General features: G+C 60.1%; 22 protein-coding genes. 10 read left to right on the top strand and 12 right to left on the bottom strand.

From position 1 onward, the window contains the following. The first annotated feature begins 71 nt into the window (after positions 1–71). Positions 72–1,016, top strand: coding sequence for a universal stress protein (locus VCJ09_RS10890; RefSeq protein WP_324734326.1), 945 nt, complete (start codon positions 72–74; stop codon positions 1,014–1,016). Between the two features lie 13 nt (positions 1,017–1,029). On the opposite strand, the gene VCJ09_RS10885 is transcribed toward VCJ09_RS10890, so the two are convergent. Beyond that, the gene (locus VCJ09_RS10885; RefSeq protein WP_324734325.1) at positions 1,030–1,506 is read right to left on the bottom strand and encodes a DUF1289 domain-containing protein; all 477 of its coding nucleotides are present in this window, start codon (positions 1,504–1,506) and stop codon (positions 1,030–1,032) included. A gap of 550 nt (positions 1,507–2,056) precedes the next feature. Between VCJ09_RS10885 and acnB the strand changes: the two genes are divergently transcribed. From acnB to alaC, 6 genes are all read left to right on the top strand, one after another. Next, positions 2,057–4,666 carry a bifunctional aconitate hydratase 2/2-methylisocitrate dehydratase gene (acnB, locus tag VCJ09_RS10880; protein ID WP_079201833.1) on the top strand — a complete coding sequence of 870 codons (2,610 nt, stop codon included), beginning with the start codon at positions 2,057–2,059 and terminating at the stop codon, positions 4,664–4,666. A 136-nt stretch (positions 4,667–4,802) separates the two neighbouring features. Further along, the gene (locus tag VCJ09_RS10875; RefSeq protein ID WP_324734324.1) at positions 4,803–5,012 is read left to right on the top strand and encodes a YgdI/YgdR family lipoprotein; all 210 of its coding nucleotides are present in this window, start codon (positions 4,803–4,805) and stop codon (positions 5,010–5,012) included. A 200-nt stretch (positions 5,013–5,212) separates the two neighbouring features. Next, on the top strand, positions 5,213–6,424 hold the full coding sequence (locus VCJ09_RS10870; RefSeq protein ID WP_324734323.1) for a CmpA/NrtA family ABC transporter substrate-binding protein: 1,212 nt from the start codon (positions 5,213–5,215) through the stop codon (positions 6,422–6,424). A 20-nt stretch (positions 6,425–6,444) separates the two neighbouring features. Continuing rightward, positions 6,445–7,023 carry an ANTAR domain-containing response regulator gene (locus tag VCJ09_RS10865; RefSeq protein WP_079201830.1) on the top strand — a complete coding sequence of 193 codons (579 nt, stop codon included), beginning with the start codon at positions 6,445–6,447 and terminating at the stop codon, positions 7,021–7,023. 183 nt (positions 7,024–7,206) lie between these two features. Beyond that, the gene (locus VCJ09_RS10860; RefSeq protein ID WP_324734322.1) at positions 7,207–8,568 is read left to right on the top strand and encodes a pyridoxal phosphate-dependent decarboxylase family protein; all 1,362 of its coding nucleotides are present in this window, start codon (positions 7,207–7,209) and stop codon (positions 8,566–8,568) included. Positions 8,569–8,784: 216 nt separating this feature from the next. After that, positions 8,785–10,029, top strand: a complete 1,245-nt coding sequence (gene alaC / locus VCJ09_RS10855; protein WP_324734321.1) for an alanine transaminase — start codon at positions 8,785–8,787, stop codon at positions 10,027–10,029. Between the two features lie 71 nt (positions 10,030–10,100). Here the strand turns inward: alaC and VCJ09_RS10850 are convergent, their stop codons facing one another. After that, positions 10,101–10,493, bottom strand: coding sequence for a hypothetical protein (locus tag VCJ09_RS10850; protein WP_324734320.1), 393 nt, complete (start codon positions 10,491–10,493; stop codon positions 10,101–10,103). Positions 10,494–10,706: 213 nt separating this feature from the next. Here VCJ09_RS10850 and VCJ09_RS10845 point away from each other — a divergent pair, with 213 nt between their 5' ends. After that, positions 10,707–11,024 carry a transcriptional regulator gene (locus tag VCJ09_RS10845; RefSeq protein ID WP_324734319.1) on the top strand — a complete coding sequence of 106 codons (318 nt, stop codon included), beginning with the start codon at positions 10,707–10,709 and terminating at the stop codon, positions 11,022–11,024. A gap of 552 nt (positions 11,025–11,576) precedes the next feature. Here VCJ09_RS10845 and VCJ09_RS10840 read toward each other — a convergent pair. The 10 genes from VCJ09_RS10840 to VCJ09_RS10795 form a co-directional block, all read right to left on the bottom strand. Continuing rightward, complete coding sequence (locus tag VCJ09_RS10840; RefSeq protein WP_324734318.1) at positions 11,577–12,047, bottom strand: DUF411 domain-containing protein; 471 nt, start codon at positions 12,045–12,047, stop codon at positions 11,577–11,579. Then, positions 12,037–12,975: a c-type cytochrome gene (locus VCJ09_RS10835; protein WP_324734317.1), complete on the bottom strand. Its 939-nt coding sequence runs from the start codon at positions 12,973–12,975 to the stop codon at positions 12,037–12,039. The genes VCJ09_RS10840 and VCJ09_RS10835 overlap by 11 nt, the downstream gene beginning before the upstream one ends. Before the next feature lie 9 nt (positions 12,976–12,984). Continuing rightward, positions 12,985–14,073, bottom strand: a complete 1,089-nt coding sequence (locus VCJ09_RS10830; RefSeq protein ID WP_324734316.1) for a copper resistance protein B — start codon at positions 14,071–14,073, stop codon at positions 12,985–12,987. Continuing rightward, positions 14,063–14,377 (bottom strand): hypothetical protein, encoded by a 315-nt coding sequence (locus VCJ09_RS10825; RefSeq protein WP_324734315.1) that lies wholly within the window; start codon positions 14,375–14,377, stop codon positions 14,063–14,065. Before VCJ09_RS10825 ends, VCJ09_RS10830 begins: the two co-directional genes overlap by 11 nt. Positions 14,378–14,392: 15 nt before the next feature. Continuing rightward, positions 14,393–16,276 carry a copper resistance system multicopper oxidase gene (locus tag VCJ09_RS10820; protein ID WP_324734314.1) on the bottom strand — a complete coding sequence of 628 codons (1,884 nt, stop codon included), beginning with the start codon at positions 16,274–16,276 and terminating at the stop codon, positions 14,393–14,395. A gap of 211 nt (positions 16,277–16,487) precedes the next feature. Next, positions 16,488–16,694 (bottom strand): co-regulatory protein PtrA N-terminal domain-containing protein, encoded by a 207-nt coding sequence (locus VCJ09_RS10815; RefSeq protein WP_324734313.1) that lies wholly within the window; start codon positions 16,692–16,694, stop codon positions 16,488–16,490. Positions 16,695–17,061: 367 nt separating this feature from the next. Beyond that, positions 17,062–17,877, bottom strand: a complete 816-nt coding sequence (locus tag VCJ09_RS10810) for a TlpA family protein disulfide reductase (protein ID WP_324734312.1) — start codon at positions 17,875–17,877, stop codon at positions 17,062–17,064. A gap of 136 nt (positions 17,878–18,013) precedes the next feature. Next, positions 18,014–18,571: a carboxymuconolactone decarboxylase family protein gene (locus tag VCJ09_RS10805; protein WP_324734311.1), complete on the bottom strand. Its 558-nt coding sequence runs from the start codon at positions 18,569–18,571 to the stop codon at positions 18,014–18,016. Between the two features lie 370 nt (positions 18,572–18,941). After that, entirely contained in the window at positions 18,942–21,308 is a 2,367-nt protein-coding gene (locus VCJ09_RS10800; protein ID WP_324734310.1) for a heavy metal translocating P-type ATPase, read from the bottom strand. A 3-nt stretch (positions 21,309–21,311) separates the two neighbouring features. After that, the gene (locus VCJ09_RS10795) at positions 21,312–21,572 is read right to left on the bottom strand and encodes a DUF2933 domain-containing protein (RefSeq protein WP_324734309.1); all 261 of its coding nucleotides are present in this window, start codon (positions 21,570–21,572) and stop codon (positions 21,312–21,314) included. 741 nt (positions 21,573–22,313) lie between these two features. On the opposite strand from VCJ09_RS10795, the gene VCJ09_RS10790 reads away from it, so the two are divergent. After that, positions 22,314–22,997 (top strand): heavy metal response regulator transcription factor, encoded by a 684-nt coding sequence (locus tag VCJ09_RS10790; RefSeq protein WP_324734308.1) that lies wholly within the window; start codon positions 22,314–22,316, stop codon positions 22,995–22,997. Then, on the top strand, positions 22,994–24,388 hold the full coding sequence (locus tag VCJ09_RS10785; RefSeq protein ID WP_324734307.1) for a heavy metal sensor histidine kinase: 1,395 nt from the start codon (positions 22,994–22,996) through the stop codon (positions 24,386–24,388). The genes VCJ09_RS10790 and VCJ09_RS10785 overlap by 4 nt, the downstream gene beginning before the upstream one ends. Positions 24,389–24,756 lie beyond the last annotated feature (368 nt).

Here is a 24,756-nt window from a genome sequence, read left to right as displayed (position 1 = left end):
TTGCACGGCATCATGAGGTCGGCCTCAATCACAATCACTGTGGTGTAGATCGAATCGTCTGGGAGATAGCCATGCATAGCATTCGCCGCATCCTGGTGGTGCTCAATCCCGAGCAACCCGACAGCCTTCCATTGAGACGCGCCAAGCACATAGCCACGGGTATTCACGCAGAAATCCACTTAGTGCTTTGTGACAACCAGCGCGAGCATGCACCGTTCCTCCGGCACCTTAGCAAACAGCTCAGCGGTGAGGGCTTTGATGTCTCCACGCAACAGATCAACTGCGAGCATTCGCAACCAACAGACGCAATTCTCACCACCCTTCAAGCCCACTCTTGCGACTTGCTGATCAAGCAGCATTACCCCAATAGCCTGTGGACCAAGCACCTGATCATTCCTGAGGATTGGCGGCTGCTTCGTCAATCCCCGGTTCCGGTATTGCTGACTAAGACCGCGCGGCCCTGGAATGGCGGCAGAGTGCTGGCTGCCATGGATATAGAAAACTCCGAGAACGAGCATCGTGGTCTGCAAGGCAGCATCATGGGGCATGCAGTCGATCTCGCCGCATTGATCGGCGGCTCCATCCATGCGGTCAGTGCCTACCCGGCAACACTCTTTCCCGCAGCTGACTCCAGCGCGCCTCGCTACGACGGCCAGGCGGCCCACTGCTTCGAGGCAAGCCGCTGGTTCAAAGAGGAGTATCAGCTCCACGATTATCAGCTGCACATTGGCGAAGGGCCTGCCAAGGCGCTAATCCTGCAGATCGCCCATCAACTGGAGATCGCAGTCACCGTCATTGGCACCGTCGGACGTAATGGTCTTGCTGGAATGTTGATAGGCAATACGGCCGAAGCGATACTCGACCGCCTCGACAGCGACCTGCTGGTTCTGAAACCTCACGACCACGCAGTCCATTTACTGGCGCCTTATGAGGAACCCCAGCAAGCACCGAGCGAGCGAGGCCATTCACAGGGTTTAGCAGTGAACAACCAATTCTGTGAGCAGACTGCCCTTTGACTCTAGGCAGTCATCAGAAGCGCGGCTGCAAGCCCTCGCGCATGAACTTCGGCGCGATGTAGCGCTCGTAGTGCGCCTCGGAGAGCAGGAAAAATTCGCGATCGATGGCATCACGCAACTCGGGAAGGCTCCAGTCGCGAAACTCGGGCAGTAACACCATGCCGTAGGCTTCCAGCTGATTGATCGCTCGTGCGCCGCGGGCAATTAGCTGGTATGCCCAGCAATAAGGCGACTGCTGCGGTACGAAACGAATTTTCCGTTGCTCCAACTGGCTGCGCAGGCGCGCATCATCGAAGACTTCCAGCTTTGCCGTCATCACCTGCACCAACAACACCTCGAGGCGCAGCCAGACCGCGTATTTTTCCTCGTCGCTATAGCTGTTCCAGTTGATCACTTCATGGTGAAAGCGCTTGCAGCCACGGCACACCACGTCACCGTAGACAGTGGAGCAAAGGCCGACGCACGGGGTCTTGATGCGCTGATTGGACATGGTAAGGATGGATACATACTGGCGGAAAGGCAGGCATGTTAGCCCTTTGTCTAAGTCAGTTCACCCCTGTCGACAGACCCGATGAAAACCACCGTGCGCTTGCTTGCAGCATGGATAAACGAGCGGATAGTCACTTTAACCCTAGGGAAACTCGGCTTTTCACCGACGATCTCTACATCTCCCCTTTGCAGATAAGCAATTTACCTAGCCTGCTCGCCGCGGGGCTTTAGCTTAACTTTATCAACGCTTTCCAGTAGAATCGGCCCGCCTTTTATAGGCACCAATGTCCGTTGGAAGCTGTTTTCAAAGCGTCACGAGCACAGTCGATCCTGCAGGTACGATGTTGACGCAGGCCCTTGGAGCGCCCTTTCAAGTGTCTGCGCCAGCCCTCATCAAACCGTCCTGCCGGCGTAAAACTTTGAAAACAGCTTCTGCAAGAAACCTCTGAAACCTCGGCTGAGGGGCCCATAAAGCCACGAAGCGCCTGGTTCAGGGTTTTCTGGATCGCGTCCCGGACAACCCTTTGGGACCACTGATGAGGGTAATAACTGTGCTTGAAGCCTATCGCATACACGTAGCAGAGCGTGCCGCTCAGGGTATCGTGCCCCAGCCGCTGAACGCCGAACAAACCGCAGGCCTGATCGAGCTGCTGAAGAACCCGCCGGTTGGCGAAGACGCCTTTCTCCTCGACCTAATCACCAACCGCGTACCGCCAGGCGTGGACGAAGCAGCCTACGTCAAGGCCGGCTTCCTCTCTGCCGTCGCCAAAGGCGAAGCCTCTTCCCCGCTGATCGACAAGCAACACGCCGTCGAACTGCTCGGCACCATGCAGGGCGGCTACAACATTGCCACCCTGGTTGAGTTGCTCGACGACAGCGAACTGGCTGCTACAACTGCCGCCCAACTGAAGCACACCCTGCTGATGTTCGACGCCTTCCACGACGTCGCGGAAAAAGCCAAGAACGGCAACGCTCTCGCTCAAGGCGTACTGCAGTCCTGGGCCGATGGCGAGTGGTTCAAGAACCGCCCGACCCTGGCCGACAAGATCAGCCTGCGCGTATTCAAGGTCACCGGCGAAACCAACACCGACGACCTCTCCCCTGCGCCTGATGCCTGGTCGCGCCCGGATATCCCGCTGCACGCCCTGGCCATGCTGAAAATGGCTCGCGATGGCATTGTGCCGGACGAGCAAGGCGTCACTGGCCCGATGCAGCAAATCGAAACCATGCGTGGCGAAGGCTTCCCTATCGCTTATGTGGGTGACGTGGTCGGTACCGGCTCCTCGCGCAAATCCGCGACCAACTCGGTGCTGTGGTTCTTCGGCGACGACGTACCGAACGTGCCGAACAAGCGCGCTGGCGGTTTCTGCTTTGGCAACAAGATTGCTCCGATCTTCTACAACACTATGGAAGACGCTGGCGCTCTGCCGATCGAGTTCGACGTATCGAACATGCACATGGGCGACGTGATCGACCTGTACCCGCATGCGGGCAAAGTCTGCAAGCACGGTACTGACGAGGTTCTGACCAACTTCGAGATGAAGACCCCGGTACTGCTCGACGAAGTTCGCGCTGGCGGCCGTATTCCGCTGATCATCGGCCGTGGCCTGACCGAGAAAGCCCGCGCCGAGCTGGGCCTGGGCCCAACCGACCTGTTCAAACTGCCTGAACCACCGGCTGTCAGCACCAAGGGCTTTACCCTGGCGCAGAAGATGGTCGGCAAAGCCTGCGGTCTGGCTGAAGGTCAAGGCGTACGCCCTGGCACCTACTGCGAACCGAAGATGACCACCGTCGGCTCCCAGGACACCACCGGCCCGATGACCCGCGACGAGCTGAAAGACCTGGCTTGCCTGGGCTTCTCCGCCGACCTGGTCATGCAGTCGTTCTGCCACACCGCGGCTTACCCGAAGCCGATCGACGTGACCACCCACCACACCCTGCCGGACTTCATCCGCACCCGTGGCGGCGTGTCCCTGCGTCCAGGCGACGGCATCATCCACAGCTGGTTGAACCGCATGCTGCTGCCGGACACCGTCGGCACCGGTGGTGACTCGCACACCCGCTTCCCGATGGGCATCTCCTTCCCGGCCGGTTCTGGCCTGGTAGCCTTCGCCGCAGCCACCGGCGTCATGCCGCTGGACATGCCAGAGTCCATCCTGGTGCGCTTCAAAGGTAAGCTGCAACCGGGCATCACCCTGCGTGACCTGGTGCATGCCATTCCTTACGCAGCCATCCAGAAAGGCCTGCTGACCGTCGAGAAGAAAGGCAAGATCAACGCCTTCTCCGGCCGCATCCTCGAGATCGAAGGCCTGGACGAGCTGACTGTCGAGCAAGCGTTCGAACTGTCCGACGCCTCGGCCGAGCGTTCGGCTGCCGGTTGCACCATCAAGCTGCCGGAAAAAGCCATCGCCGAGTACCTGCGCTCGAACATCACCCTGCTGCGCTGGATGATCAGCGAAGGCTACGGCGATGCACGGACCATGGAACGCCGCGCTCAGGCGATGGAAGCCTGGTTGGCCGATCCTAAGCTGATGACTGCCGACAAGGATGCCGAGTATGCCGAGATCATCGAAATCGATCTGGCCGATATCAACGAGCCGGTCCTCTGCGCCCCGAACGACCCGGACGACGCCCGTCTGCTGTCCAGCGTTCAAGGCGAAAAGATCGACGAAGTGTTCATCGGCTCGTGCATGACCAACATTGGTCACTTCCGCGCAGCCGGCAAGTTGCTGGAAAAAGTCGAAGGCTCCTTGCCGACACGCCTGTGGCTGTCGCCGCCGACCAAGATGGACCAGCATCAGCTCACCGAAGAAGGCTACTACGAGATCTACGGCAAGGCCGGTGCGCGTCTGGAAATGCCAGGCTGCTCGCTGTGCATGGGTAACCAGGCACGCGTTGAAGCGAACTCCACCGTGGTGTCGACGTCGACCCGTAACTTCCCCAACCGTCTGGGCGATGGTGCCAACGTCTACCTGGCTTCGGCCGAGTTGGCTGCGGTTGCGGCGATCACCGGCAAACTGCCGACCGTCGAGGAGTACATGGTCTACGCGAAGGAAATCGACACCATGGCAGCCGATGTCTATCGCTACCTGAGTTTCGACCAGATCGCCGAGTTCCGTGAAGCTGCAGCGAACGCCAACATCCCGGTCGTTCAAGCCTAACGTAGCAACGCGTCAAGAAAAGCCCCGCCATCGTGCGGGGCTTTTTCTTTTCTGAAGCCCTTGCAGGTGATGCCCAGCAGCTGCCTTTTTCAAGCAGGGGTAACAGCGGCTTCACTCCCAGCATACGAAACCATTCATGAAAATCTGGCTTATCGCGGCTGTATGCGCTTTCGCCCTGGCCGGCTGCAGCAGCGAATACAGCATCACCACCACCAATGGCCAGCTGCTGACCAGCGAAGGTAATCCTCGCCTGGATAAAGACACCGGCATGAGCGAGTTCACCGACAGCGAAGGCCGCGAGCAGCAGATCCCGCAAAGCAACATCAAGCAGATGCTCGAACGTTGAGCGCGGTTTGCTCATAGCGGCCACAGCATTGCCGTACGCCAGCCACAGTTCCGCCAGCACATCTCGGGTACTGGCATATCACTTGCTTAATCCCAGGTAATAGAGCCCTTCCAACGGCTGAATAGACAATGGTGTCGCTCCAATCGCTGGGTCATGCAGCTTGGTGCGGCACCTTTTTGTGTTGATCTGGGAAAAGCGCCATGAGCGAGCATACACACAGCCGTATCGATACACAGGCATGGCCTGCCGGCAGCGAAGCTCCGGAAAAGCGCGTACTGAACGTAGGCTTTATGGCCCTGACTGATGCCGCGTCGGTGATTGTCGCCGCCACCCAGGGCTTCGCCGAGAAGTATGGGTTAACCATCAACCTGCAGCGCCAGGCGTCCTGGGCAAGCCTGCGCGACAAACTGCTCAGTGGTGAGCTCGATGCCGCGCACAGCCTCTATGGCCTGATTTATGGCGTGCAGCTCGGCCTTGGCGGCGCGCCGGCGACCGATATGGCGGTGTTGATGGGCCTGAACCAGAACGGCCAGAGCATCAACCTGTCACATGCACTGCAATTCGCTGGTGTGACCACAAGCGACGCACTAAATCTGCACGCGCACCAAAAAGGCGCAAGACTGACCTTCGCTCAGACGCTACCCACCGGCACCCACGCCATGTGGCTCTACTACTGGCTGGCCAGCCAGGGCATCCACCCTCTCAACGATGTCGACAGCGTGGTGGTGCCACCGCCACAGATGGTCGCTCATCTCAAAGCCCGGCGCATCGACGGTTTCTGCGCGGGCGAGCCTTGGTGCGCCCAGGCGGTCGATGAAAACCTCGGATTCACCCTGGCCACTACCCAGTCGATCTGGCCCGACCACCCGGAAAAGGTGCTCGGTTGTACCCGCGCCTTTGTCGAGCACTACCCCAATACCGCACGCGCCTTGGTGATGGCCGTGCTGGAGGCCAGCCGCTTCATCGACGAGAACGAAGAGAACAAGCGCAGTACTGCGCAATTGCTCAGCGGCAATGACTATGTGGATGCGCCACTGAGCGCCATTCAGCCGCGCTTCCTCGGCCAGTATCAGGATGGTCTTGGCCATGCCTGGCTGGACCCGCACCCGCTGCGCTTTCACGCCGACGGCGCAGTCAACATGCCCTACCTCTCCGACGGCATGTGGTTCATGACCCAGTTTCGCCGCTGGGGCCTGCTGCGCGACGACCCCGATTACCTCGGTATCGCCCGTCAGGTACAACAGCTTGACCTCTACCGCCAAGCGGCGGAGGCTTTGAATATCAGGGTACCGACCGAACAACGTAACGCTACGTTGCTCGATGGCAAGACTTGGGATGGCTCAGATCCGGCTGGCTATGCCCGCAGCTTTAACCTCCACGCCTTGGTCGATAGCGACGTTGTCGCCCTGTAATTGCCCGGAGAATCACCCCTATGCTGCGCATCCTATTGATCAACGACACCCCGAAGAAGGTCGGTCGCCTGAAAGCCGCGCTGATCGAAGCCGGCTTCGAAGTGATCGACGAGTCCGGCTTGACCATCGACCTGCCCGAACGCGTCGAGGCGGTACGCCCCGACGTGATCCTGATCGACACCGAATCCCCCAGTCGTGACGTGATGGAGCAAGTGGTACTGGTCAGCCGTGATCAACCGCGCCCGATCGTCATGTTCACCGACGAACACGACCCTGGCGTAATGCGCCAGGCCATTCAGTCTGGGGTCAGTGCCTATATCGTCGAAGGCATCCACGCTCAACGGCTGCAACCGATACTCGACGTGGCCATGGCCCGCTTCGAGAGCGATCAGGCGCTGCGCGCACAACTGCAGGCCCGCGACGCGCAGCTGGCCGAGCGCAAACGCATCGAGCTGGCCAAAGGCCTGCTGATGAAGATGAAAAGTTGCAACGAGGAAGAGGCCTACACCCTGATGCGCCGCCAGGCCATGAGTCGTCAGCAGAAACTGCTCCAAGTCGCCGAACAGATCATCGCCATGCACGACATGCTCGGTAACTGATAGCCGGGAAACCTTTCGCCCCCGCTGTACGCCTGCAGAACTGTACCGCTCGACGAGCCGCTGTTCGGCTCGCCGAGGCTTTCGCCACACCACTGTACGGCGGCAACACCGAGCGAGTGTGCCTGCTGTTAAGGGCTGCGGCTGGCTAAAGTAGATAAGACCTTTGCCTACTGCGAGCCGCCCATGAACAACCCTTGCGAAGAACGCCAGCTCCTGGTGGATGCCGACCAGCGCGCCCTCAACTACTTCGACGGCATTGCCGAGCGCCCGGCGTTTCCCTCCGCCTCAGCCATTGCCGGACTGCAGGCCTTCGAGCGGAGCCTGCCAGACCAGGGCTACCCCGCCGGCCAGGTGCTCCAGCAGCTGGATGAACTCGGCTCGCCCGCCACAGTCGCCTCCAACGGCCCGCGCTATTTCGGTTTCGTCATCGGTGCCACCCTGCCTGCCGCCGCCGCTGCGGAGCGCATGGTGCTGGCCTGGGATCAATGCGCCTCCTCCTTCGATAACTCACCGGTGGCCGACTGCCTGGAACGTATCGCCGGGCGCTGGGTCACCGAGCTGCTCGGCCTGCCCCGAGACAGCGCGGTGGGCTTTGGCACCAGCGCCACGGCCTGCACCCTGGCCTGCCTGAGCGCTGCCCGCCGCGCCTTGCTGGCACGCAATGGCTGGAACTTCGATGAAGACGGCCTGAACGGTGCGCCGACGGTGCAGGTGGTGGTGTCGGCTACCTGCCACGTCACGGTCATCAAGGCCCTGCGCATCCTCGGCTTCGGCGTCAAGCGCTTAAAGATCGCGGCCACCGACGCGCACGGCCGCATCGACCCTGGACAACTTCCCGCGCTGGACGAACTGAGCATCCTCTGCCTGCAGGCCGGCGAAGTGAATACCGGGGAGTTCGACCTCTTTACGGCGTTGATCCCCACCGCCAAGGTCGCCGGCGCCTGGGTGCATGTCGACGGCGCCTTCGGCCTCTGGGCGCGCGCCTCCTCATCGGCGCACCTCGCCGCAGGCGTCGAGCTGGCCGACAGTTGGACCACCGACGGGCACAAATGGCTGAACACCCCCTACGATGGCGCCATGGCCATCTGTCGCGACGCCGATGCCCTGGCCAGCGCGATGAACAGCGATGCGGTGTATGCCAGCGCGTCCAAGGATGCGCAAAAGAACCTCAACCTGGAATTCTCCCGCCGCGCCCGCGGCATCCCGATCTGGGCTGCGCTGTCCTCCATGGGTCGCGACGGCTTGCGCGAGATGATCGACCAGCATATCCGCCAGGCCGGCCAGCTGGCCGATGCATTGCGCGCCGCTGGCTATCAGGTGCTTAACCGGGTGGTACTCAATCAGGTGCTGGTGCGCGCCGACAGCGACGAACAGACCCTGGCGATTCGCCTGGCCGCCCAGCAATCTGGTCTCGTCTGGTTCGGCCCGACCGTCTGGCAAGGTCGCCCCGCCTTTCGCCTGAGCATCAGCTCTTGGCGCACCACCGACGCCGATATCGCGCTGCTGGCCGACCTGTTGCTGCGCCTGAAAAGGCAGTTTGCATAAGAGGGCTTGAACACAGTGACGCCCATCATCATCAGGATGCTGGGCGTCTATGCAGCGCGCCCATCCTGCAGCAGATTTCAGTTGCCAAAACAGTATCCAACGACGCATACAAGACACTCGACAACCCCCTGGCAGTCGGCTTATCTTCGTCACCTGGCCAGCGCACTGGCCAACGTCGCTCGGACGGTTCCGGGCGCTTACGTTTTCGAGGACAGCATGGCTGACCAAGCTCCGCGCCGCTTTGCGCGCATCGATCGACTCCCGCCCTACGTATTCAACATCACTGCCGAACTGAAGATGGCTGCCCGCCGCCGCGGCGAGGACATCATCGACTTCAGCATGGGTAATCCCGACGGACCAACACCGCCGCATATCGTCGAGAAGCTGGTACAGGTCGCCCAGCGCGAAGACACCCATGGCTACTCCACCTCGCGTGGTATCCCACGTCTGCGCCGCGCCATCTCGCGCTGGTACCAGGATCGCTACGCCGTCGAGATCGATCCGGAAAGCGAAGCCATCGTCACCATCGGTTCCAAAGAAGGCTTGGCGCACCTGATGCTCGCCACCCTGGATCATGGCGACACCGTACTGGTGCCCAACCCCAGCTACCCGATCCACATCTACGGTGCGGTGATCGCCGGTGCCCAGGTGCGTTCGGTGCCGCTGGTGCCCGGCGTGGACTTCTTCGCCGAACTGGAACGGGCGATTCGCGAGTCGATTCCCAAGCCGAAGATGATGATCCTCGGTTTTCCCTCCAACCCCACCGCCCAATGCGTGGAACTGGACTTCTTCGAGCGCGTGGTGGCCCTGGCCAAGCAGTACGACGTGTTGGTGATTCACGATCTGGCCTATGCCGATATCGTCTACGACGGCTGGAAGGCCCCGTCGATCATGCAGGTAGCGGGGGCCAAAGACATTGCCGTGGAGTTCTTCACCCTGTCGAAGAGCTACAACATGGCCGGTTGGCGTATTGGCTTCATGGTCGGCAACAAGGAACTGGTCAACGCCCTGGCGCGAATCAAGAGCTACCACGACTATGGCACCTTCACTCCGCTGCAAGTCGCCGCCATCGCGGCGCTGGAAGGCGATCAACAGTGCGTGCTCGATATCGCCGAACAGTATCGCCAGCGCCGCAATGTGCTGGTCAAAGGGCTGCATGAGATCGGCTGGATGGTGGTGAACCCGAAAGCCTCGATGTACGTCTGGGCCAAGATTCCCGAAGCCTACGCCAAGCTCGGCTCGCTGGAGTTCGCCAAGAAGCTGCTGCTGGATGCCAAGGTGTGCGTATCACCCGGCATCGGCTTTGGCGATTACGGCGATGACCATGTGCGCTTTGCCCTGATCGAGAACCAGGATCGCATTCGCCAAGCCGTACGCGGGATCAAGGCAATGTTCCGTGCCGATGGCTTGATTCAGGCCCCAGTGCCGAGCAAACCGCGCAAGGCACCTACAGACAGCTAAGCAATTCGCCTCTTTGCTGTCGCCCGCTAACGCATTTTAGCGGGCACGACAGCGGGTAGCCCGCCTGCGCATCAGCCCGAATAATCCAGCACTGTCCACACCCGAGCCAGCCCATTGCCAAGCATGCAGCCAGCGTCGTCTAGTTGCTGGTTGTTGTGCAGCGACATCAGGGTGGTGGCACCGTCCGCATCATCGGCGCGCTCGGTCAGCCATTGCACCCGGCCGCAGTTGGTCGTTTCGATCACATAGCTGGCGGCCACTGCAGAATGCCGGCTGGGCAGCTTGATCACATCCACCACGGTGCCGCGCTCCTCCACCCGCTTGCCATCGGAGATGAGTACCGCCCACGCCTGGCTGTTTTCAATCACCAGATAGGAGCCATTGGCCTTGGGTTGCTCGACCTGCGGCTGGGCGCAGCCTGCCAACAGCCCCAACAGCACAATTGTCATCAGCATCTGTTGCATTACTAGTTGCTCCTCTGCAGTCCCGACGGTCAGTGGCTGTGCAAGCGGCTGGCGAGGGTGATCGAGTGAATACCCGGGTGGGTCTTGGGATTACTATTGTCGAATACTGTTTATTTGTACAGTTCTTTTCGACTACCCTTGTCTCAGTCATCTCGTCAGGTCTGCTGGCTACGGGCACCTGGCCAAACCACAGCGTCAATCAGGAGCACTACGATGCTGGACGTCTTACAACTGAAACACAGCATGAACCGGATGCCCCTGGATAAAGTTCGCGCCACCGTCGCCGAACTGCACCTGGAGGGCATTGTCACTGAGGGGCGAACCCCTTTCACCCGCGTGCACTTCAACACCTGCTTCGCCGAAATCGAAGCCTTATTGCAACGCGCCGGCTATCACAAACAGCTGGACGTGGTGGGCTATCAAGGCCTTGCCTACGCGATGTTCGATCCTGCGCGCTGGGATGCTGTCGATGTGCTCAAGTGGCTCAAGGAGTTTGTCGAGGAGGCGCAGGTTAAACCTACCGTTCAATAAGTCGCGGGCGCAATGAAACGACCCGCTCGATTGCACGGGCTGCGCCCTCGACGTAGAGGCGAGGGGCGCAGGCCAAGTGGCGCCGCCATCTTGCCGCGTGTTAAGCACAGGTACAGAGCAAGTCTCCACCAACATCCTTCACGTTGCCGAACAGGCCGTCTGCCACTAAGCGGATTGCAACATGGCGAATCGATGCATGAATGATGAGACATCGAGGCGGTGTTTCAGAATTAGTGACAGTCGGCGGCAAAGGAACGAAGGGCTACTGTTGGTATTTGTACTTGGCCGCACTCTGCCTGAGAAGGGCAACGCCGAAGGACATCATCAGCACGCGAGCAACGCCTGCCACCACGCATACCTTGGGGGGAGGTAAAAACAAAGACACTCAAGACTGAGGGCCCATAGCCTGCAAGAAGCGGTTTACTGCTTCAACCTTGGAACCCAGCCAGCAGGCCCGATCCCCTGCACACAACCGCTTTCAGTCGCAGGCAGCTGTGGAGGAGGCTCGATCACCCTGCTCGGATGATCGAGCAGCAACTGACGGACTAAAGGTCAGTTTGCCGGATACTCCGCGACCACTTGATCGCTACCCGCCTTGCTCAAGCCGATGACCTGATAGGCCTGCTGTTTCCCGCCGACCTCCATGCCAGGAGAGCCTGCCGGCATACCCGGCACAGCGATCCCAAGCAGATCGGAGCGCTTGCTCAACGCCACAATCTGCGCCGCAGGGACGTGCCCTTCGACGAACTTGCCATCGATCACCGCGGTGTGACAGGCGGCCAGGCGCGGAACAACGCCGAGGCGCTGCTTGACTGCCGTCATGTTCGATTCGACATGATCGATGACCTTGAAGCCATTGGCCTCAAGGTGCGCGACCCATTTCTTGCAGCAACCGCAGTTGGCGTCGCGGTGCACATCGATGCTCAGAGGCTCAGCCGCTTGCGCCGCAGAGCCGCTGAACAATGCAGCCAGTGCGGCGACACGCAGTAGTCGCCCCCCGTACAGGCGTCCCTTAGTTGGCATGGACATGCTCCTTGCCATCGGCATGGGTGTGAGAATTGGCAGCCAGTTTGGACTTGGGCGCGGGCTTGTCAGCTGCTTGCTCCGCGTCATGGTGGCTCATCCCAGCCATCTCACCGGCATGGTGATCTTCGCCGGCGGCGTCATGCAGGCTTGCCCCGGCCGCTTCGCCAGCATGGTGGTCTTGAGCTGCCGAGTCATGGTGACCGGCCTCAGCCTTTTCGCCGGCATGGTGATCTTCGCTGGCTGCGTCATGCTGGCTTGCCCCAGCCGCCTCGCCAGCATGATGATCTTCGACTGCCGCGTCATGCTGACTCATCCCAGCCATCTCAGCGGCATTGTGGTCTTCGCCTGCCGCTTCTGCGCCGCCGTGCTGACCTTCATGGTTGTGCATGATGGTCTCACCGCCGCCATGCTGGTGACCGCTGCTGGAGGCGACCAGCGCTTGATACTGCTGCGCGTCGAGCGTCGGCAATTGCTGCATGAAGGCGACCATTCCCCAAATATACGGATCACCCATGCTCTTGCCCCACGCGGGCATGCCAGTGGCCTTGATGCCATGCTTGATGGTCCAGAAGGTCGCCGCCGGGTTGCCATTGAGGCCGATCTTGGTCAAGTTCGGCGGCGCGGGGTAGAGACTCTGGCTCAACTCGGTTTCGGCTGTGCCAGGCGCCAGGTGGCAGCCAATACACATCGAGTTGTAGTTACCGGCCCCGGCACGGATCAGCGCCTCATCATCCAAATCAGGCACCTGAATATCCCGCGAGCGCACCTCGATGGAGCGATCACGGGCCATGCTCAAAAAGGCATGCACAGCCGGCAAATGGGGATCATCGGCACCGACGTTAACCAGACCAAAGTAGGCAACGGCGGTGGCCGCAGTGCCAGCGACAACACTGGCTGCAAGCAAGGTTTTAATTGTTCTTTTCATCTCAGGTCCTCAAAACCACAGCCGAATACCGGCGACAAAGCGCGCCTCGCTCACATCACCGCCTTCTTCGCGCAGCAGGTCGGCGGTATTGCCGTAGGCGCGGTTCCAGGTCACCCCGATATAGGGCGCGAACTCGCGGCGGATTTCATAACGCAATCGCAGGCCCACCTCAGTATTTGCCAGCCCGGAGCCAATACCGCGCTCGGGGTCGTTCTTGCCATAGAAGTTCACTTCAGCAGTGGGCTGCAGGATCAGGCGGTTGGTCAGCAGGATGTCGTAGTCGCCTTCCAAACGCGCGGCAGTCTGGCCGTTCTCGCCGATAAAGGCCGTGGCTTCTGCTTCGAAGGCATAGAGCGCCATGCCCTGGAGACCGAAGGCCGCCCAGGTCTGTGGCGAGCTGGGTTTGAAGTCCTGGCGAATCCCGCCGACCACATCCCACCAAGGGCCGATGGCGTGGCCCCAGAGCGCCTGGATTTCTGCATCTTCGGTCACGCCATTGGTTCGCTCACCTTCGGAGCGCAGCCACAGGCGGTCGATATCGCCGCCGATCCAGCCGGAAGCGTCCCAACTGAGTACGCTGCCTTCATCGGCCGCCTGATACTCCAGCTGATCGAGCAGGAAGAACGAGTTAATCGCGTCATCATGCACGGCATGACCCTCCAGCGGCGGGAACGCAGCTTCACGATCGGCATCGGTCAGCACGGGAATCGGCGTGCGACTGGTGGTGCGCGGCGCGCCTTCTGCGCTGTCCTGGTCCATCTTGCTGTGATCCATGGCGCCGTGGTCCATCGAGCTCATTGAGCCCTGGTCCATCTGCTCATGATTCATTTTGCTGTGATCCATCGCGCCCATGTCACTGGACTGCATGGCGCCATGCCCCATTGCCGCATGGTCCATCGGGGCGCCTGCGCCGCCGTACTGCTTGGCCGGGGGCGTTTTCGTCGTCGATGCGGGTTGTGCCTCGACCGCCGTCGGCGCGGCCGCAGAGGAGTGCATCGAATGATCCATGGGCTCGGCAGCGCTGGCCATGCCGGCCGTCACTGTGCCGAGCGAGACTGCCAAGGCAATCAGGGTCGGGCGTGAAAACCTACTGGTCATGATGGTTATCCGCCGCAGCCGGGTTCGCGTTGTGCTCATGCTTCATGGTGCCATGCGCCATCTTGCTGTGATCCATCGCGGCATCCCCCATGGAGCCCTTGGCCATCGCGGCGTGATCCATTTTCTGGGCGTCAGCGGCATGGCCCATATGCGGGGAGGCGGCCTTGTCGGCAGCGGGCGCAGCGACGCGCGCATGCTCAGCATGATCGCCGGATGCAAGCGCGCCAGGCACCTGTACAACACTCAGTACAGCGAGGATTAAGGCGCTAGCGACCAGCGCTTTACGATTGAGAAATTTGCTCATCATTGGTCTCCCTAATTATTCATCCACACGGACTTCACGGAACATGCCCATTTCCATGTGCAATAGCAGGTGGCAGTGGTAGGCCCAACGACCTAGCGCGTCTGCCGTAACCCGGTAGCTGCGCTTCGAGCCTGGCGGCATGTCGATGGTGTGCTTGCGCACCATGAAATTGCCGTTCTCGTCTTCCAGGTCGCTCCACATGCCATGCAGGTGAATGGGGTGAGTCATCATGGTGTCGTTGACCAGGGTGATGCGCAGACGCTCGCCGTACTTGAGCCGCACAGGCTCGGAGCTGGAGAACTCGATGCCGTCGAACGACCAGGAGAACTTCTCCATGTGCCCGGTCAGGTGCAGTTCGATGGTACGGCCAGGCTCGCGTCCGTCCGGATCGGCGAAGGTGCTCTTGAGGTCGGCATAGGTCAGCACCCGACGACCGTTGTCGCGCAAGCCCATGCCCGGATCATTCAATTTATGGGTTGGCATCATGGTCTGCATGTCGACCAGCGGGTTGTTGGTCTCGGACGCCGGGTGCGCTTGCATCTGGCCGCTCATTCCAGCCATGCCAGCCATCTTGCTGTGGTCCATGCCGGCTTTGTCGCCCATACCGGCCATCTTGCTGTGATCCATGCCGGCCATGTCGCCCATACCGGCCATCTTGCTGTGGTCCATGCCGGCCATGTCGCCCATACCGGCCATCTTGCTGTGGTCCATGCCGGCCATGTCGTCCATGCCAGCCATCTTGCTGTGGTCCATGCCGGCCATGCCACCCATGCTGCCGTGGTCCATGCCCATGTCGCCCATGCCGATCAACGGCCGCGGATCGAGTTCAGGCACGGGTGCGCTCACCCCTTCACGCACGGCCAGGGTGCCGCGGGCATAGCCGGTGCGGTCCATGGACTGGGCGAAAATGGTGTAAGCCTCGGCGCTGGACGTTTCAACGATCACGTCATAGGTTTCCGCCACGGCGATGCGGAATTCGTCGACGCTGACCGGCTCCACGTACTGGCCGTCGGCGGCCACCACGGTCATCTTCAAGCCGGGGATGCGCACGTCGAAATAGCTCATGGCCGAGCCGTTGATGAAGCGCAGACGCAGCTTCTCGCCCGGTTTGAACAGGCCGGTCCAGTTGCCGTTGGGCGCCTGGCCGTTCATCAGGTAGGTGTAGGTGTAAGCGCTGACGTCGGCGAGATCGGTGGGGCTCATCTTCATCTCGGCCCACATCTTGCGGTCGGCCACGGTTGCAGCCCAACCCTGCTCACTGACGTCGTCGATGAAGTCACCGACAGTGCGCTTGTGGAAGTTGTAGTAGTCCGACTGCTTCTTCAGCTTGGTCATCAAGCGGTTCGGGTCTTCGTCGGTCCAATCGCTCAGCATCACCACGTAGTCGCGGTCGTACTGAAATGACTCCGGCTCCTTGGCATCGATCACGATCGGCCCGTAGACCCCGGCCTGCTCCTGCATGCCCGAGTGGCTGTGGTACCAGTAGGTGCCGTTCTGCTGCACCTTGAACGTGTATTCGTACATGCCATCGGGTGCGATGCCATGGAAACTCAGGCCGGGCACGCCATCCATGTTGGCCGGCAGGATGATCCCGTGCCAGTGGATCGAGGTGTCTTGGTCCAGGCGATTTCTAACCCGCAGGGTGACGGTATCGCCCTCGCGCCAGCGCAGCAGTGGCCCAGGCAAGCTGCCGTTGATGGTCATGGCGGTACGTGGCGAGCCGGTGATATTCACCGGGGTTTCGCCTATGAACAGCTCAAAATCGGTGCCACTGAGAACGTTCGGCTGGCCTGGGCTGACGACTGCCCAGGCTGGGGCTCGCCACAGGCCTAGACCTGCGAGTATGCCGCAGGCGGTCAGGCCCTTGACGAATGTTCGCCTCGAATTTTTGGATTGCATGCCGTTTATGTCCAATCGATCAAAGGAAATCAGTGCTGAATAGCCAGCGCGCAGACTTGCGGGTTAGGAGGCTCGCCCAGAAAGATGGCGCGCCCCACTCCGCCCCAGCCACAACTTGGTTAAATGCGCACGGCCAGCGAGCCTAGAAACTGCCACATTTAAACCGTCAGGGTGATTACATTTCTGTCAGCTTGGACACGCCCTGCAAAGATCAGCAGCTGACGTGGTCTGTCATCTTGGCTTTGCTTTTGCTCAAGGGCGCTTGACTCTTCTGCATCTGGGCAACTTGCTCGACTGGTGACGACGCTTGCTGAACCTGCTCAACGCGGGTAAGGGTGCGCTCGGCACCACCTTCGGCCATAGCCAAAGAGGAAAGGCTCAGAGCGGCGACTACGAAGAGAGTTTTCATGGCTTTCATATGGGTATCCTCAAGTACGATTTAGTTAGCCCATCGACGTCACATCTCGACGTGGCGCTTAGGGCGGAGCTTCAAACTCGAAGTAACCTTAACTGGCAGGCCCTGTCAGAAAGCTGAGGAGGGCATTACAGTTCTGTCAGATTGCTCTTCCCGTGCGCCACGCTCTCACGCGCTTACTTAAGTGCCATGGCCTTGGTGCGAGACAGGCAGCACGGTCCCCACGCCTCTAAAATTCGTTCAGACGGGCGCTGAATACAGCGGTCTAAATCGATGAGAGCAAAGCTGCACAAGTTCTCAGACGCTGATCTTGGCGGGATAGCCCGCAGACTCATGCCCACCAGCAATAAAGGGACCTACCTGACATGCCTCATGGCTGGGCACCCTGTTCCAGTTGCTCCAGGGCGCGAGCGAGGCTCGCGTGGGACAATTCACCGAGATGGCTGCCTACTTGGCGGCCATCGGCGTCGTAGAACAACGTAGTGGGCAGAGCCATGGAGCCGACGTGCTGGCCGAGCCGTCCGTCGCTGTCGAGCAGGACGTTTTGCAGGTCCAGCTTGCCGGCATCGAGGAAGCGGCGGATTTCACCCTCGCCCTCACCCTGATTGACGAACAGAAAGGTCAGTGCCTGTTCCCTGGCCTGAGCCTCGGCCAACACCGGCATTTCTCGCCGACAGGGTGGACACCAGGTCGCCCAGAGGTTGATCACTAGCGGTTTGCCCAGATAATCCTGCAGCGCTACTGGAGCGCCGCGACTATCGCGCAGTGCCAGTTCGGGCAGACGTGTGCCTTGCTCGAGGGCATGCCAAGCGAGATTTCCCAAGCCCCAACTCAGCATGCCGACCGCCAGCGCCACGCCAAGCGGCTTGCGCAATCCACGGTCGCGCCAGGCCTGCCAACTGCCCAGCAACAAGGCCGCGATCAAGCCGGGCCAGGCGATGAAGCCGCCGTCGCGAATGTCCACCACTCGCCAGAGCTCGCCCTGATAGTGCTCGAAATAACCCACCACGAAGGCCAGACGCGCCACTAACAGGGCGACCAGCAGCAACCGGAACACCTGTTGTTCGGGGTTGCGTGCGCTGGCCCGACCGACCCACCAGCCGGTCAGCGTCGCCAGCAGCAGGCTGCCAATCAGCAGTAGATGAGGGACCCCCAGGGTCAGCGGCCCCAGATTGACGGTTAGCATCAACGATACTCCCGGGTTGCCCAGTACAAGCTTGGCGGTGCCGAAGCGCGATGCCAGATTGAAGCCTGGTTTTGTGGTTGTTGAACAGCGCGGGCCTGATCGACTGACGCACCGCCGCAACTCAGAGCTTCTTGAGTTACTGGCGATGCTCATGCGGGGTTTTGCAGAACCCCTGAGCTGGCACATCGAGAGCGCTATTGAATTTGCTCGACAAGTTCTGGAATGCAATAAGCCCAGTCAACTCAACGATACCGTCCTGGTCAAAGAAACGGCTTAACTTCAGCATCAGCTCATCAGTGACCTGTCGATCCGAGTACGTGATGGCTTCAGCATATTCCAGCACCACCTTTTCCTTATCGTCAAACAGCTCACTCGTCCTCCACTGCGAGAGCTGCTCAACCTTTTCCGTAGATCCCGAGCGTTTGGCAAGCGTGGCTGAATTGAGATCAACACAGAAGTTGCACCAATTGATCTGCGATACTCGCACCGTAACCAATGAGCGCAAAATCGGGCTCAGTGGAGAGCTCTTTCTGTCCAGCACGCCATAAAGCACCGCCACCGCCCCGAACAACCTTGGAACGCGTGCCCACAGCAACGCTGGCTGCAGGATCGCGCCATATTTCCTTTTTTGATTCCAGAAAAATGGCCGCAAAATCCACGGATAGTCGCTCAATTTTTTCGCTGAAACTCTCACGCGGCACCTCAAATAAGCCAAGGCTTTAGTTCAGCAAAATGGTTGTGCGCTTATCGCAAAAACAACCCCTGCCTCCATGCCCATAAACACCCGGAAGCATCCGTTCAATCGCGTGAGCTCCCGCGCGCTCGGCTTGTTGGCCACTCTGAGAATGCCAGAAAATACAGAAGTATGAGGTTGACGATCGGCACGATCATCAGCAGCCCCAACCACTGTGAGTACCCCGCCTTCCGAAAGATGAAGCTAAACGGCAGGATAATTAGCACTGCAAATACCAGCATCATCAATGGCCCAAATGGCCACATCGTAGTGTCATGCATCATCCGTCTCCGATAGGTTGTTTATATATCTGTTGAGTTCAGTCCCATTTTCAGCCGATTACCACCCGCCGCAGACGCAGCGCATTGAACACCACCGAGGCCGAACTCACGCTCATGGCCAGCGCCGCGATCATCGGTGACAGCAAGAGGCCGGTCAGTGGATACAACAGTCCGGCGGCGAGCGGAATGCCCATCGCGTTGTACAGGAAGGCAAACCCCAGGTTCTGGCGCATATTCCTCACCGTGGCGACTGACAAGGCTCGCGCACGGAGAATGCCCATCAAGTCACCCTTGACCAGGGTCACCTGAGCACTGTTCATCGCCACATCGGTGCCGGTACCCATGGCGATGCCGACGTCGGATCGCGCCAGGGCCGGGGCATCGTTGATGCCATCCCCCGCCATTGCGACGCGTCGGCCCCGGGCCTGCAAGTCGGCCACCAAACGTTCCTTGTCCTGTGGTTTGACTTCGCCATGCACCTCGTCGATGCCCAGTTGCTTGGCTACAGCCCGTGCGGTGGTGAGGCCATCGCCAGTCGCCATGATGACGTTCACATGCTCGGCTTGCAGCTTGGACACGGCCTCTTGGGAGGTCGCTTTGATCGGGTCCGACACCGCCAGCAGCCCGGCCAGCACGCCATCGGCTGCTAGGTAGATGATGCTGATACCCTCGAGGCGAAGCTGTTCGGCGCGGTTTTTCAGCGGCGTGATATCCACCCCGGCATCCTCCATCAGAGCGGTATTGCCCAACTGTAGTGATGCGCCGTCTACCTGACCGCTCACCCCAATACCGGAGGCGGACTCGAATGAGTCCGGCTTGCTCAACTCAAGTCCTTGGGCACGGGCATGGTCGACGATGGCATGTGCCAGAGGGTGTTCGCTGCCTTGATCGAGACTGGCGGCCAGGCGTAACACCTCTACTGAATCGAACTGGGCAGTCGCCTCCGCGCTATGAAAAACCGGCCGTCCCTCGGTCAGGGTGCCGGTCTTGTCGACGATCAGCGTGTCGATCTTGCAGAGGTTCTCGATGGCGCTGGCATCCCGAAACAGCACACCGCTGCTGGCGGCCTTTCCGGTAGACACCATGATCGACATGGGTGTGGCCAGGCCAAGGGCGCAGGGACAGGCGATGATCAATACGGCCACCGCGTTGATCAGGCCGAACACCCAACCGGGCTCAGGCCCGAACAATCCCCAAGCGAAGAAGGTCAATACCGCGATCGCGATGACGCCCACCACGAAATACCCGGCGATCACATCGGCCATGCGCTGCATGGGTGCTTTCGAACGCTGTGCGCGCACCACCATCTGCACAATCTGCGACAGCGTGGTCTCGCTGCCGACCTTCTCCGCACTCATAACCAGACTGCCGTGCGTATTGAGGGTGGCACCGATGAGCGTATCGCCTGCCCTCTTCATCACCGGCACAGGCTCACCCGTCAGCATGGATTCATCGACGGCGCTCTCCCCCTCCAGCACGCTGCCATCGACCGGCACCTTCTCGCCCGGGCGGACCCGTAGATGGTCGCCCTGATGGACGTGGGTAAGAGGGATGTCCTCCTCCTGGCCATCCGCATTGATCCGCCGGGCAGTCTTCGGCGCCAGCCCAAGCAGTGACTTGATCGCCGCAGAGGTCTGCGAGCGCGCTTTGAGTTCGAGCATTTGCCCCAGAAGGGTCAGGGAAATGATGACCGCGGCGGCCTCGAAGTAGACGCCAATGCGCCCGTCCTGCATGAAGGTCTGCGGGAATAGCTGCGGGAACAGGGTTGCCACCACGCTGTACAGATAGGCCGCCGAGGTACCGAGGCCGATCAGGGTCCACATGTTCGGGCTGCGCTGACGCACGGAGGCCACGCCGCGAACAAAGAAAGGCCAGCCAGCCCATAGGGTCACGGGTGTGGCGATGATCAGCTCGACCCAGTTTTGCGTCGTCCCATGAAAAATCTGCAACGCATGACCGGCCATCGCCAGTACCGTCACGATCACCGTCAGCGGCAGCGTCCACCAGAAGCGCCGGGAAAAATCCTTGAGTTCTGGGTTTTCCTCCTCATCCAGTGCGGGCATGACCGGCTCCAGCGCCATGCCGCACTTGGGGCAGGTGCCCGGACCGGGCTGGCGGATTTCCGGATGCATGGGGCAGGTGTACTCAGCCGCCTCCGCTATCGGCTCAACCGTCTCATGAGGCGTATGCCCTGCATGCTCAGCCGCAGGCTGAAGCCCGACGTAGGACTGCGGCTGAGCACGAAACTTGTCCTGACACTTCTGGCTGCAGAATCGATAGGTCTGCCCTTCGTACTGTTCGCGTAGTTGACTGTCGCTGCTGACAGTCATGCCGCACACCGGATCCGTCAGTTCCCCCTGTTGCGCTTCACCAGGCTTGGAGTGAGCGGGATCGTGAGGGCTCGCAGAGCTGTGCATACGCTATTTCCTTGTATCGTCCATGGAGTCATCTGTTGCGTTACGGTGCGCCGCATGTCCGCCGTGCTTATGCCCAAACAGGTGCATCAAAGGGCACAGCAGCAGAATCAGGTAAGGCAGGTAGGGCAATGCCTGAGAGGCATGGTAGTAGTGCTCGCGCAGCAGATAGAACGCGCCGATAACCAGCAACATGATCAGTGCGACACCGGCCTTGCTGCGCCAGAAGGATGGCGAGGGATCAGTCGGGTTATGCCAATGGCTCATGACTGTATCTCCTTGGTTTACCCACTCGGGTTCTGCTCAGTTCTATACAGGTGAGGGTAGACAAAGCCCGTCCCGATGTATTGATACTCATCAAGCTGACGTCACTTGGCCTTAATCTGGCCACCCCTCCCAAACTGATAGTGAGCGGATCGTTGCAGGCGAATTCACCACGGCATTCCGGCCACCGCCCAGCCCCATGCTGCGGTGGCGCGATCTCGACTAGAACCTTGTTCGCAGCGCCTGCTGAGGCAACGCCGAGCGAGTGGCCTGTTCGGCTAGTTGCTTAACTCACGTGCGGAGGGCTGAGGCGCTGAGGCAAGGCAGTGCAACGGGTCATAGCGGGCTATGGCGAGGAGCGGCAACTCAGTCTCAGGGACTCAGAAAGCATAATTGACTCATTGAACTCGCCACACAGGCCTACTAGGCACTGCACCGAAAAATACGGCGCCCTAAAAGCGCCGTCAGGCCAAAGGAGCAATCAGGGAGGCCTCGAAAATGGAGAAGTCTATTGGTGAAGGTCGAGCATCATTAACCTGTGTGCATGCGGCAACGGGCTAAGTAGAGGGGTCGCAGCTGATCGTGCGGCGCCATTCGGGTCTGCTGGTGCTTGGTGCTCAGGGTCTTATCTTAAACACCTTTGCCTGACAGCGACCTGAAGCGCGGATTACATTTCTGTCAGCCGCTGGTTGGTTCGGGGTTTTCACTGCACACTCGGGCCGACATTCGCTTGAGCAAAAACCCATGAGACTTTTGGTCGCCGAGGATGAGCCGAAAACCGGCACCTACTTACAGCTGGGGCTCAGAGAGGCAGGGTTCAACGTCGATCGGGCTACCACCGGCACGGATGCGCTGCAGCATGCGTTGAGTGAGGCGTACGACTTATTGATCCTCGACGTCATGATGCCGGGTCTGGATGGCTGGGAAGTGCTGCGCAGGGTGCGCGCGGCGGGCAAGGATGTTCCGGTGCTATTTCTCACCGCCCGCGACCGGGTGGAAGACCGGGTCAAGGGTCTCGAGCTGGGCGCGGACGATTACCTGATCAAACCCTTCGCGTTTTCCGAGCTGCTCGCACGGGTCAGAACCCTCTTGCGTCGCGGCAACAACACGCCCACCCAGACCCACCTGAAAATTGCGGATCTTGATGTCGACCTCCTCAAACGCAGGGTCATTCGGGCGGGCACACGCATTGACCTGACCGCCAAGGAGTTCGCGCTCTTGGAATTGCTGCTGCGCCGGCGCGGCGAGGTGCTGCCGAAGTCGCTGATCGCCTCGCAAGTCTGGGACATGAACTTCGATAGCGACACCAACGTCATCGAGGTGGCCATCCGGCGTTTGCGCGCGAAAATCGATGATGACTTCGAGCCCAAGCTTATCCACACCGCTCGCGGCATGGGCTACGTGCTGGACGCCCCGGAGAGCAAATGAGGCGCCTATCCCTGACCTCACGCCTGAGCCTGATGTTCATGCTCGCAGTGACTGGCGTACTGATCGTTGCGGGGCTCAGCTTTAATCGTCTCAGCCAGCATCATTTCGAATCCCTTGATCGGCAAGAGCTGCTGGAAAAGGCCCACGCGGTCCAGAGCATTCTCGGAAAACTGCAGAGTCTCGATAACTTTGCGGCACTGAAACCCCAGCTGAGTGCCTTGCTCGGTGCCCACAGAGACCTGAAAGCGATCATCAAGGACAGCGCCGGGCGGGTGCTGTTCGCCGACCCTGGGCCGCTCGATCTTCCGGAGCGCTTCAGCGTCATCGCCAGCAACGTCATCTGGGAGTGGCAGGATCAGCAACAGGTGTTTCGTGGCCTGACCCAGCAGGTAACCGGCCCTGCCCAGGAGCCTCCCCTGACCCTGATGCTGGTGCTCGATGTAACCCCGCACATGGACTTCTTCGACGCGCTGGAGCGCTGGTTCGCAATTGGCCTGATCATCAGCGCGCTGGTCAGCGCCGCACTGGGCTGGGTGCTGGCCCGCAGTGGTTTAGGCCCTTTACGCCAGGTCACTGCGGTAGCGGCCGCCATGTCAGCCAAGTCGCTCAAAGAACGCATTCCCCTGGCGCCGGTGCCATTAGAACTGCAGCAACTGGTCTCGTCCTTCAACGCCATGCTGTCACGCCTGGACGAGGACTTTGTGCGGCTGTCCAATTTCTCCGCCGACATTGCGCACGAGCTGCGCACGCCCGTCAGCAACCTGATGACCCACACCGAGGTGGTGCTGTCGAGAAAGCGCAATATCGAGGACTACGAGGACAACCTGCACTCGAATCTGGATGATTTGAAACGCATGTCGCGGATGATCGATGACATGCTTTTTTTGGCCAAGGCGGACAATGGCTTGATCACTCCAGAACATAAGAAGATTGCCCTTGAGAAGGTAATCGACAAATTGTACGAGTATTACCGCCTGCTGGCAGACGAACATGCTATCGAGCTCAAGCTGATCGGCTCTGGCGAGGTTCAGGGTGACGTACTGATGCTCCGCCGCGCCATCTCCAACCTGCTGTCCAATGCCCTTCGCTATACGCCAGAGCACCATGCCATCACGGTGAATATCAGCCAGACCAGACAATCCACCCTGCTGACCGTGGAGAACCCCGGCGAGGCCATCTCGCCCGAACACCTGGAATGGTTGTTCGACCGGTTCTACCGCGCGGACCCTGCCCGCCGCGAAGGCAGCCCCAGCAATGCAGGACTGGGCCTGGCCATCACGCGCTCCATCGTCGAGGCGCACCAGGGCAAAATCTGGTGCACTTCATCCAATGGCCAGACCGCATTCCATATGGAGTTTCCTCGGTCAGAAGACTCGACAGCGGAGCAATGACAACAGACGCCCCCAAATACCAGGGGCGAGCTCATATCGAGCACGACACCGCTGAACGTTGACGCTCTTCCTGTGCGCGTGAAAAACGAACCAAAAGCGCTCATTGCTCCTTCAGCGCGCCCGCCATTGGCTCAAAATCCTGCAAACAGGCCGACCGCTTAAGCGTTTCGGCTTCAGCGAAGGCTGGGAACTCTACATATATTAAGCATTAATTAACAATCCTATCTAGCTGATATATATAGCTTATACATAACTATTCTAGAACCAGTCGAGGTGCCGAAACCGCGCCAGGCAAGCCGCCTTGCCCATCGCCGCAGCAAACCTGGCAAGCCCTTTGCAGATATCTCCCCAAGACCTAACACCCGTCT

Source organism: Pseudomonas paeninsulae (assembly GCF_035621475.1).
Classification (GTDB): Bacteria; Pseudomonadota; Gammaproteobacteria; order Pseudomonadales; family Pseudomonadaceae; genus Aquipseudomonas; species Aquipseudomonas paeninsulae.
This window is presented reverse-complemented; position numbering and strand designations above follow the sequence as displayed.

Excerpts from the sequence above, each read along its gene's own strand:
- VCJ09_RS10810 (WP_324734312.1), bottom strand. The coding sequence starts at position 17,877 with ATGCTAACCGTCAATCTGGGGCCGCTGACCCTGGGGGTCCCTCATCTA.
- VCJ09_RS10885 (WP_324734325.1), bottom strand. The coding sequence starts at position 1,506 with ATGTCCAATCAGCGCATCAAGACCCCGTGCGTCGGCCTTTGCTCCACT.
- VCJ09_RS10790 (WP_324734308.1), top strand. The coding sequence starts at position 22,314 with ATGAGACTTTTGGTCGCCGAGGATGAGCCGAAAACCGGCACCTACTTA.
- VCJ09_RS10825 (WP_324734315.1), bottom strand. The coding sequence starts at position 14,377 with ATGAGCAAATTTCTCAATCGTAAAGCGCTGGTCGCTAGCGCCTTAATC.
- alaC (WP_324734321.1), top strand. The coding sequence starts at position 8,785 with ATGGCTGACCAAGCTCCGCGCCGCTTTGCGCGCATCGATCGACTCCCG.
- VCJ09_RS10835 (WP_324734317.1), bottom strand. The coding sequence starts at position 12,975 with ATGAAAAGAACAATTAAAACCTTGCTTGCAGCCAGTGTTGTCGCTGGC.
- VCJ09_RS10875 (WP_324734324.1), top strand. The coding sequence starts at position 4,803 with ATGAAAATCTGGCTTATCGCGGCTGTATGCGCTTTCGCCCTGGCCGGC.
- VCJ09_RS10865 (WP_079201830.1), top strand. The coding sequence starts at position 6,445 with ATGCTGCGCATCCTATTGATCAACGACACCCCGAAGAAGGTCGGTCGC.
- VCJ09_RS10830 (WP_324734316.1), bottom strand. The coding sequence starts at position 14,073 with ATGACCAGTAGGTTTTCACGCCCGACCCTGATTGCCTTGGCAGTCTCG.
- VCJ09_RS10820 (WP_324734314.1), bottom strand. The coding sequence starts at position 16,276 with ATGCAATCCAAAAATTCGAGGCGAACATTCGTCAAGGGCCTGACCGCC.
- VCJ09_RS10815 (WP_324734313.1), bottom strand. The coding sequence starts at position 16,694 with ATGAAAGCCATGAAAACTCTCTTCGTAGTCGCCGCTCTGAGCCTTTCC.
- VCJ09_RS10800 (WP_324734310.1), bottom strand. The coding sequence starts at position 21,308 with ATGCACAGCTCTGCGAGCCCTCACGATCCCGCTCACTCCAAGCCTGGT.
- VCJ09_RS10870 (WP_324734323.1), top strand. The coding sequence starts at position 5,213 with ATGAGCGAGCATACACACAGCCGTATCGATACACAGGCATGGCCTGCC.
- VCJ09_RS10795 (WP_324734309.1), bottom strand. The coding sequence starts at position 21,572 with ATGAGCCATTGGCATAACCCGACTGATCCCTCGCCATCCTTCTGGCGC.
- VCJ09_RS10850 (WP_324734320.1), bottom strand. The coding sequence starts at position 10,493 with ATGCAACAGATGCTGATGACAATTGTGCTGTTGGGGCTGTTGGCAGGC.
- VCJ09_RS10845 (WP_324734319.1), top strand. The coding sequence starts at position 10,707 with ATGCTGGACGTCTTACAACTGAAACACAGCATGAACCGGATGCCCCTG.
- VCJ09_RS10890 (WP_324734326.1), top strand. The coding sequence starts at position 72 with ATGCATAGCATTCGCCGCATCCTGGTGGTGCTCAATCCCGAGCAACCC.
- VCJ09_RS10840 (WP_324734318.1), bottom strand. The coding sequence starts at position 12,047 with ATGCCAACTAAGGGACGCCTGTACGGGGGGCGACTACTGCGTGTCGCC.
- VCJ09_RS10785 (WP_324734307.1), top strand. The coding sequence starts at position 22,994 with ATGAGGCGCCTATCCCTGACCTCACGCCTGAGCCTGATGTTCATGCTC.
- VCJ09_RS10860 (WP_324734322.1), top strand. The coding sequence starts at position 7,207 with ATGAACAACCCTTGCGAAGAACGCCAGCTCCTGGTGGATGCCGACCAG.